Genomic DNA, 6,469 nt, shown 5'->3' with positions numbered 1-6,469 from the left:
CTTCTTCGTCGCCAGCGGCGCACCGCCCTCGTTCGTGAGGCGTATATAGTCGCCACCTACCAAAACTGTCAACACCGCATTCCAAAGTTTTTGAACTTTTTGCGACAGAAATTTCGGACGCGGCTTGTGGATAGCCGACTGCCCCAGGGGAACAAAGGGTACCACGAGGGCGAGGCCGCGAAGGAGCCCTATTGCCGCCGCATTGCCGTTCGACACCAAGCGCAACAAGAGAGGCGCAAGCACAGCCGTGCAATGGCCTCTTTATGAGCCTCGTAACGGAGCGCGCGACAGGCCTTGCACATACTGGCACGCCGCCCGCTTTTCACAGTGCTCTATAAGAGAAGTGCACGAGGGGGGAATCGACCGGGGCCAGAGGCTTCGTTGACTTAACCTGCCGTGACAGGCAAATGTCATGGCCACAACAAAAGCGACAAGCCGTTCCGCCCGGGGAAGAAGCAGCCTTTCTGGATGCCAGACACGGAAGATGTCATAGCCGAACTCGGCAATGAGCCGCCGCTTATCGCGGATGGCCGCAGCGGCCCGCCCGATCGGCGTGAGGTTTCCGCGCGCTGGCTGTCGGGAACATTTCTCACCGGCGTCACCTCGAGCGTGCTGATGGGCGTCGCGCTGTTCGCCGCCCTTGACGGGCGACAGCAATTGGCGACGCCTCCCGAGATCGCCGAACTGATCGGCCTTACCAGCAATGGCGATTCCGGCGAAGTGGCAAAGACCACCAGGCTGGTGGCGCCGCGCCAGATCGCCAAGGCCAAGGATCGCCGGCGCATGGAAGTGTCGATGGTCACCAAGGTCGGCGATCGCGACGTCATCCACACCATGCCTTTCGTGCAGATCAAGATGGCGCTCGCCGCCGGCCACACCACCAGCCGCGCCTACCCGCCTTTCGACCCGATGCAGGTGTTCGGCGACGACGGCGACGACGCCCCCGCGCAGCCGGCGACCGCCTCGGCCGCGTCCGGCCAGATCTACGGCGCCAAGGTCGAAAGCGAAATGAGCTTGAAGACCGTCGATTTCCCCATCGAGACGGCCGCCTTCGACGAAAAGAGCGACCTGTCCGCCGATGAGGTGGAAAAGGTGGTGCGCGAAGCCGGCACCGATCTCAGCGACGGCGCCGTACAGGTGGCTTCGCTCCACTATGTCGATCCACAGCGATTCGGCGAAGCTTTTGCCGAGAGCATGGCCGGCTCCTACGACGTCAAGATCGTGCCGGAAAACGTCTCCGTTTCGCCGCGCGCCAATGCTGACGACCAGGCGCCGGCTTTCGCCGAGGAAATCATACCCTTCACCAAGGACACCGACCTCACCGAGGCCTTTGCCGATTCGGGCTATACGGGCGACGATGCCACCGGCATGGCCGAAGCGATCGCCAAGCTGTTGAACGCCCCGGCGCTCAAGGCCGGAACCGTGCTGCGTGTCGGTCTCGAGGTTCACGGCGATGCCGCCAAGGTCGTGCGCACCAGCGTCTACGACAAGACCACGCATATCGTCACCATCGCGCTCGACGACCGCGGCCAGTACGTGCCGGCGCAAGAGCCGGAGCCCAATCCCGAATTGCTGACGGCGTTCGACGATTCGTCGGCGCCGGTGGTGGTGCGCGGCAACCTGCCCAATGTCTATGACGGCATCTACCGCGCCGCCTATTCCTATGGCATGTCCAAGGCGATGACCCAGCGGCTGATCAAGCTGTTGGCATCCGATGTCGACTTCCAGTCCCGCCTCAATCCCTCCGACCGCCTCGAAGTGCTGTTCTCGCAGCCCGATGGCGATGATCAGACCTCGGATAGCTCCGAGCTTCTCTATGTCTCGGCAACCTTCGGCGGCACGACCCGCAATTTCTACCGCTTCCAGATGCAGGACGGCAGTACGGACTATTTCGACGAAGACGGCTCGAGCGCCCAGCAATTCCTGCTGCGCAACCCGTTGCCCGCCGGAAAATTCCGCTCCGGCTTCGGCGCCCGCAAGCATCCGATCCTCGGCTATGTCCGCATGCACACCGGCGTCGACTGGGCGGCCCCTATCGGCACGCCGATCATCGCCGCCGGCAACGGCGTGATCGAGAAGGTCGGCTGGGCAGGCGGCTATGGCAAGCAGATCATCATCCGCCATGCCAATGGCTACGAGACCTCGTACAATCACCAGAGCGCCTTTGCCAAGGGCATGGAGCCGGGCATGCACGTGCGCCAGGGCCAGACCATCGGCTATCTCGGCCAGACCGGCCTCGCCACCGGCCCGCACCTGCACTACGAACTGATCGTCAATGGCACCAAGGTGGATCCGATGCGCGTGCGCCTGCCGGTCGGCAAGGTGCTCAAGGGAGACGACCTCGTCGCCTTCAAACGCGAGCGCGAACGCATCGACGATCTCTTGAAGCAGGAAGATGGCAATTCGCTGAAGGTCGCCAGCGCCAAGATCGAAGGCTGAGTCCTGGAGCTGCCCAGCGCAGATACGCTGACCCGCTCTAACTCGTTGTTTTTACATCATTCCAAACGGAAAACCGCTGCATATTTTTGCTGGAATTGCGCCAGCCTCAGTCCTGCCGAGGTTCGGCCCGCGACCACGGCAGCGCCTCGCCGGAAATCGTCATCCATGCAATGACCGCCGAAAGCACGCATAGCAGCGCGGTCACCGCGGAAACGGCGGAAAAAGCGGCGTCGCTGGCGGCGACCCTCGCCGCATCGAGTGCCGGCGCAAGGCCGATCGGTGCCGGTTCGCCAAAGCCGGGAACGCCGGGCGCGGCATTTATCTCCAGCGTTTTGGCATAGACCCAGGCAGCGAGCGACCCCATTGCCGCCACCGCGATCAGGCCCCCGATGCGTGAGACGGCGTTGTTGATACCGGAAGCAGCCCCGGTATCCTTGTCTTCCACAGCCGTCATGATCGCGGTGGACAATGGCGACACGACCAACGCCATGCCGAGCCCCATCAGCGCCATCAAGGGGAAGATGCCTGTCCAGAAATGGTGAAAACCGGCATGGGCGAGCAACGCCAGCCCGGCGAAGGCAACCGCCACGATCAGGCTGCCGCAGGCAATCGGAAACCGTGGCCCGATCCGGTCCGACAGCGTGCCGACGGGTCCCGACAGAAGCGCGATCGATGCCGACAGCGGCAGGAAGATGAAGCCGACCTCGGCCGTGCTTAGCCCCCAGCCGGCGATCAGCACCATCGGCAGATAGAAGAGATTAGCCGACAGCGCGAAATAGAGGAAGAAGGTCGCGACATTGGCACCTGCGAAAGCACCGATGCGAAACAGGCTGAGGTCGATCATCGGCTCGCGCCGCCGCTGTTCGAACAGGATAAACACGACAAGCAGCACGGCCCCGGCGGCAATGCTCGGCCCCGCCATATGGCCTTCGCCGCTGGAACTCATCGAAGTCAGCCCGTAGGCGAGCGCACCGAAGGCAAGCGTCGCAAGCGCCCCACCGCCAAGGTCAAGGCTACGTTTCTCCGTCGGCGCATCGGCCGGAATCTTGGCGAGCAAAAGATAGATCGAGACCAGGCCAAGCGGCAGATTGACGGCGAAGATCGCCCGCCAGATACCGCCGCCAAAAGCGGACAGCACAAGGCCGCCGAGCACCGGACCCAGTGCGGTTGTCAGCGCCGAGGCCGCCGCCCAGATGCCGATTGCCCGGCCGCGTTCTTTCTTTGGGTAGGCCTTGGCGATGATGGCAAGACTTCCCGGCACCATGATCGCGGCTCCAATGCCCTGGAGCGCGCGAAACGCTATCAGTACCACGGCGTCTGGCGCCAGCGCGCAGGCCAGCGAGGCGGCAACGAACAGCACAATGCCAGCCACGAAAGCCCGGCGCAGCCCGAACCGGTCGCCAGCGGCGCCCCCGGCAAGGATCAGCGCCGAGAGCGTCAGCGCATAGGCATTGGAAATCCACTGCGCCTCGGCCAGACTGGCACCGAGGTCTACGCGGATCGCCGGCATGGCGATGGCCAGGATCGATCCGTCGATGAAGCCGAGCGCCGAGGCCAGGATCGCCGCGATCAAAACATAGCGCCGCTGCGATTGCGGGCAGAACGTGCCATTCGCGACCGGAGCGGTCAGCGGAACGGCGGCGGCTTCATTGGGTGAATGCATGCCACCCAAATTAGACCGGCGGCGCGCGGGCAACAACCCGCCAGAGGCATGCTGTCCTTGAACCCAGCCATATTGCCAGGGATCGTATCCATCACGATGCAAACCGCGGCCGTCATGTTAGGTTTGCCCGAGAGCCACAGGCGGGAGAAATCGATGAAGCGTCCACTCGAAGCATCGGTCGAAGGGCGCGGCCGTATTGTCGGTATCACCGATGGCGTGTTCGCCATCGCACTCACCCTAATCGTGCTCGAGATCAGGGTGCCGGCCCATGAGACGATCCATTCCGAAAACGATCTGCTTGCCGCCATCGCGGCACTGGCGCCGCGCTTCCTCACCTATGCCTTGAGCTTCCTGACACTGACCATCTTCTGGTTTGGCCAGCAGGCGCAGCATGGGCTGATCGCCAAGTCCGACAGGCGGCTCGCGACGCTGAACCTCTGCTTTCTCGCCTTCATCGCGCTCCTGCCGTTCTCGACCGATCTTCTGGCCGACTTCCTCGAGTTCAGGATCGCGGTGCTGGTTTACTGGCTCAACCTGTTGATGCTCGGCCTCACGCTGTTCGCCAGCTGGCGCTACGCGGATAAGAACGGCTTTGTCGCGGAAGATGTTGACGCGCAAACGAGGCGCACGGTCTATCTGCGCATCGTCAAGGCGCAAATCCTGTGGGCGGTCGGCGCCGCACTCTGCCTGATCGACCCGCTGCTCAGCGTCGGCTTCATTCTGGTCATGCAGTTGATCTATGCCGCGGGGCTACGCGGCTCATTGCTGCGCAACGTCATCGGCTGAAGGTCCGCCAACGAATTCCACGGTAACGCCTGGCGACACCAGCTTGGCGAGCTCGCGCGCGTCCCAGTTCGTCAGGCGCACGCAGCCATGGCTTTCGGTCTTGCCGATCTTCGACGGTTCGGGCGTGCCATGGATGCCGTAGGTCGGTTTGTCCAAGGCGATCCACACCGACCCGACAGGTCCGTTGGGACCTGGTGGAACGGTAAGAACCTTGTCGTTCTCGCCCTGCTTGAAATTGATGTTCGGATTATAGGTGTAGTTCGGGTCGAGCGCGATGCGCGACACGGCGTGGATGCCGGTGGGCGACGGCGTGTCCGCCGAGCCGATGGTGGCGGGATAGGCTGCCACCAGCTTGCCGCCCGCATCGTAGGCGTACACCTCTTTCTTGGTCTTGTCGGCGACGATGCGTGCGACCGGCGTCGACACCAGCTTGCCGAAATTGGCGACCTTGATGATCGTGCCGGGGCGGTTGAAGTCGAGACCCTTGTTGATCGACTTCAGATAGTTCTCGTCCATGTGGAAGCGCTCCGCGAGCGCCTCGGTGACAGAGGTGTAGCACATGCAGTTGAGCTGCGCCTTCTGGCTGTAGTCTTCCGGGATGGAGGCGACATACGGCCCGGCTGCATCCTCGGCCGTGATGGTGTAGTTGGCGAAGGCATCGCCGCCGGATTGCGAGAGTGCCGACTGGATGCCGACCGCATCGGTCGATTTGAGGCTGCTGCCGTTGATCTCGTTATAGGCGGCGATCGCCTTGTCGACATTCGAACCGAAACGCCCGTCGATGACACCAGGCGAAGCGCCGCCCCGATCGAGCAGCACCTGGAGCGCTGCCACATCCTGGCGCGCGCCAAGTGAAAGCGATGGGTCGACCGTGGTCTTGCCGCCGGCCTTCGGCGGCATTGCCGTCTGGTCGGAGGGCGCCGCCTGTTCCGCCGGAACCGCCGGCTGGAGGGAGTCTATCGACGCCTCGTTCAGCGGCTGGCGCTTGATGGCGCGCGGCTCCGCCGGCTGCGGGGCATCGGGATAATTGTCGTCGTAACTGCCATCGTCCCGCGGCGCCGGCGGATAGGCATCGACGGAATTGTTGCTGTCAGGATCATATTCGTCGGCTGGCGGCGGGATGACCCGGCCTTCCTCTTCCAGCTGCTTGCGGCGAAAGCGGGCCATGTCCTGGGGATCGTCGAGATAGTAGCGGTCATCGTCGGCGGGGGCGCGGCCCAACTCGCGCATACGCGACTCGCGGCGTAGCGCGCGACGGTCAAGCCGTGTCTGCGGCGGCTGAATGGCGATCACCTTGCCTGTGTCCGCATCGACGATGACGCGATTGCCCCTAGCGTCGTAATAGATGTCGAGATTGCCGTCCTGGGCCAGCAGAATGCCGCCGCTCCCGGCCGTGCGGACAGGCTGGGCGGCGCCGTCATGTGTCGGTGCGGCGAACGCATTGGAAAACACCAGGCCCGCGGCAAGCACCGAAAGGGTGAAGATAGTGCGCAGCATCGTGGCGAAACTCTCCGGTCCGTATGTGCCGCCGCCCGGCGTTGTTCGGTTCGGCGAATCCCTTCGCCAGCAAACCAGTTACCC

General features: G+C 63.5%; 5 protein-coding genes. 2 read left to right on the top strand and 3 right to left on the bottom strand.

Features of this window, described 5'->3' with window-relative positions:
- Window positions 1-228, bottom strand: a 228-nt coding sequence (locus LB564_RS20875; protein ID WP_224540566.1) for a hypothetical protein, incomplete at its 3' end; no start/stop codon positions are given.
- Between the two features lie 240 nt (window positions 229-468).
- Between LB564_RS20875 and LB564_RS20870 the strand changes: the two genes are divergently transcribed.
- Window positions 469-2,439, top strand: a complete 1,971-nt coding sequence (locus LB564_RS20870) for a M23 family metallopeptidase (RefSeq protein WP_224540564.1) — start codon at window positions 469-471, stop codon at window positions 2,437-2,439.
- A gap of 106 nt (window positions 2,440-2,545) precedes the next feature.
- Here the strand turns inward: LB564_RS20870 and LB564_RS20865 are convergent, their stop codons facing one another.
- Window positions 2,546-4,102 carry an MFS transporter gene (locus tag LB564_RS20865; RefSeq protein ID WP_224540562.1) on the bottom strand — a complete coding sequence of 519 codons (1,557 nt, stop codon included), beginning with the start codon at window positions 4,100-4,102 and terminating at the stop codon, window positions 2,546-2,548.
- A 153-nt stretch (window positions 4,103-4,255) separates the two neighbouring features.
- Here LB564_RS20865 and LB564_RS20860 point away from each other — a divergent pair, with 153 nt between their 5' ends.
- The gene (locus LB564_RS20860; protein ID WP_224540560.1) at window positions 4,256-4,888 is read left to right on the top strand and encodes a TMEM175 family protein; all 633 of its coding nucleotides are present in this window, start codon (window positions 4,256-4,258) and stop codon (window positions 4,886-4,888) included.
- Here LB564_RS20860 and LB564_RS20855 read toward each other — a convergent pair.
- Window positions 4,862-6,385, bottom strand: a complete 1,524-nt coding sequence (locus tag LB564_RS20855) for a L,D-transpeptidase family protein (RefSeq protein ID WP_224540558.1) — start codon at window positions 6,383-6,385, stop codon at window positions 4,862-4,864. The two genes, LB564_RS20860 and LB564_RS20855, sit on opposite strands and share 27 nt — an antisense overlap.
- Window positions 6,386-6,469: the final 84 nt, after the last annotated feature.

The organism is Mesorhizobium sp. ES1-6 (assembly GCF_020164775.1).
Classification (GTDB): domain Bacteria; phylum Pseudomonadota; class Alphaproteobacteria; order Rhizobiales; family Rhizobiaceae; genus Mesorhizobium.
Note: the sequence above shows the minus strand (reverse complement) of the source record. Positions and strands in the feature narration are given on the sequence as shown.

Coding starts and splice junctions, on each gene's coding strand:
- LB564_RS20870 (WP_224540564.1), top strand. CDS start 469: ATGCCAGACACGGAAGATGTCATAGCCGAACTCGGCAATGAGCCGCCG.
- LB564_RS20865 (WP_224540562.1), bottom strand. CDS start 4,102: ATGCATTCACCCAATGAAGCCGCCGCCGTTCCGCTGACCGCTCCGGTC.
- LB564_RS20860 (WP_224540560.1), top strand. CDS start 4,256: ATGAAGCGTCCACTCGAAGCATCGGTCGAAGGGCGCGGCCGTATTGTC.
- LB564_RS20855 (WP_224540558.1), bottom strand. CDS start 6,385: ATGCTGCGCACTATCTTCACCCTTTCGGTGCTTGCCGCGGGCCTGGTG.